This window comes from Bacillus cereus group sp. BfR-BA-01355 (assembly GCF_022663675.1).
Lineage (GTDB): Bacteria > Bacillota > Bacilli > Bacillales > Bacillaceae_G > Bacillus_A > Bacillus_A thuringiensis_S.
The window spans coordinates 1-2,401 of record NZ_JAKUFY010000236.1; the positions used below are offsets into that span (position 1 = coordinate 1).

A 2,401-nucleotide genomic window follows, 5' to 3' on the forward strand; every position below is an offset into this window, starting at 1 on the left:
ACGTTTCACGTTGTTTGTTTCGTTCAGTTTTCAAAGAACTACTTAGTCGCTCATTTGCGACTTCCTTATGTTAACATCTTCATCTTTCAATGTCAACTAAGTTTTTCATTTTGTTTGTCGCTTGCGACGTTATTGTCATCGGCGACTTGTTCTATATTACACCTCTATATACTAATAGTCAATATTAATCTTTCATTTTTTTAAAAAAGATGAAAAAGACTCTCATACCACCTCTTTATTCCTCATACATATCAGTAAAACAAGTGAAAGGAGTGTAGAACTTGTTCAATCCTTATTTATTAAACACCATAAGCGCCCATTCAAGAAGCCCACACTATCATAGGAAGTTTCCCATCATTCTATTTTGGAGTCAAAAAAGCGGTTGCACTTCTCTTGCCAATTGGTTCTTTTACCAGATTGATTTATTGCAAACAGCTCTAAGTTATAGTCCTTTCATTCATAATTTTGAATACGATATATACAAAAGTACACCTGCCTATAGTGTACGACTAGGTGTAGCGTTACGAGAAAAACAAAAAGAAACGTTTAAACTTGTTCGTAACCCTTATAGGAGAGCAGTCAGTTCTTTCGTGTCCTTAATTGGACCTCCTTATATGGAAAATCCGGAATGGAAACCCATCCGAAAGTTTTTATATCAAGATGAAAATTCCCCCAAAGGGATCTCATTCAAACAATTTTTATACTATCTATTTATGAAAGGGGCTCACGCAAGTGATATTAACCCACATTTCACACAACAATATATAGCTGGTGAAGAAGAATATGTGACCAATTATATATACTTAGAAAACTTCGATCAGGAAATGAAAGAATTAGAAAAGCGTTTCGAATTAAAAACCGCACCAATAAATGAGTTCTCAACATCATGGCATCATCAAACTCCCGCCATGATTTATAAAGGGAATTTTAGCGAAGCTGATATTACTGATCCTTTATTTCCCCGTCATCCAACTTTTGAAAGCTTTTATGATACTGAATGTATACAACTTGTTCAAACAATATTTCAAAATGATTTCGACACATATAAATACAGCAAAGAATATCCATACTAATTTTAGTCTATTATCTTTGCTAAATAAAAAAGATACCTCATATATAAGGTATCTTTTTAACATTTCAATTATATAAATCATACTGTTTAACAGTCTCTATTCTCCACCTTATTACCTTTTAATAGATTACATAACTTTTGCTTATCCGCCCATCCTACTCCGATTAAAACTAAACTCGCTCCCATTATTACCCTCCATGTCAGAGACTCATTTAATAGAATAATTGAAGTAGCGATACTTATTAATGGTAATGCATTTAAATATAATCCGCTTACTGATGCTGAAACTCTCTCTAGCGCTTTATTCCAAAACCAATATGCTAAAATTGTTGCTCCAATAACAAGGTATATTACACTAAGTCCCGTTTTCCAAGTTTCAATCTTTGGTAAACCGTAATAAAGAATTTCTACCAGTGCAAACGGTAATAGAATAACAGCTCCGATAATTAAAGTTAATGTTGTAAAAACCTCGTTTGATAAATACTGTTCTTGTTTTGGTTGTTTTAGCAAAACCGTGTAGAAAGCAAATAGAAAAGTACTTAATAATATCAGTATATCTCCTATTAAAGACACTTCTTGATCAGCACTTTTAGATGGAATCGTAATAAAGAGTACTCCTATAGTACCCAATATAATCCCTATCCAATAATTCAATCGAATTTTCTCTTTCAAGAAGAATGCTGAAAAAAGAATTGTAACTAATGGTAATGCAGCATCTATGATACTAACATGTAATCCACTTGTTAAAGAAATACCATACGATGTGAACATGAAATACCCAGCTACACCGGTAAAGGCTAACAAACTCATTCTTTGCCATGGAACTTTTTTATGTACAACTGATTTTTGTAGTTGCTTAAATGAAAATAGCATACAAATTCCACCTGCAAAGAAAAGACGAATAAACAACAAAGTAAACGGCTGAATAGATTCTAACACCCATTTTGTTGGTGCAATAGCTGTCCCCCATAATATAACAGCCACTAATAACATGCATATTTCTTTCATAATCCCCCACACCCATCAAAAATATATGTTAACTACCTTAATTATAGATTTTTTCTTATGTAAAATCCTTTAAAAACACAAAAGGTTATGTAAGATTACAAATATTCTTTTTACATCTCGATTATATTTTCACAAAAGGTAATTCTTACCTTTATATTTCAAGCAATAAAAATAAACACAAAAAAACCTAAGTCGAAACGACTTAGGTTTTTGCTTGGCGACGTCCTACTCTCACAGGGACAAGGTCCCAACTACCATCGGCGCTAGAGAGCTTAACTTCCGTGTTCGGTATGGGAACGGGTGTGACCTCTCTGCCATCAT

2 protein-coding genes and 1 rRNA gene are annotated in these 2,401 nt (G+C 33.2%); 1 reads left to right on the top strand and 2 read right to left on the bottom strand.

The window, feature by feature from the left end; all coding sequences use genetic code 11:
* Positions 1-281 precede the first annotated feature (281 nt).
* Positions 282-1,073 (top strand): sulfotransferase family 2 domain-containing protein, encoded by a 792-nt coding sequence (locus tag MR167_RS31200; protein ID WP_000483044.1) that lies wholly within the window; start codon positions 282-284, stop codon positions 1,071-1,073.
* A gap of 86 nt (positions 1,074-1,159) precedes the next feature.
* On the opposite strand, the gene MR167_RS31205 is transcribed toward MR167_RS31200, so the two are convergent.
* Both MR167_RS31205 and rrf read right to left on the bottom strand, forming a co-directional pair.
* Positions 1,160-2,080, bottom strand: coding sequence for a DMT family transporter (locus tag MR167_RS31205; protein WP_000658297.1), 921 nt, complete (start codon positions 2,078-2,080; stop codon positions 1,160-1,162).
* A gap of 212 nt (positions 2,081-2,292) precedes the next feature.
* Positions 2,293-2,401 (bottom strand): 5S ribosomal RNA (rrf, locus tag MR167_RS31210); the annotation flags it as partial.

Excerpts from the sequence above, each read along its gene's own strand:
- MR167_RS31205 (WP_000658297.1), bottom strand. The coding sequence starts at position 2,080 with ATGAAAGAAATATGCATGTTATTAGTGGCTGTTATATTATGGGGGACA.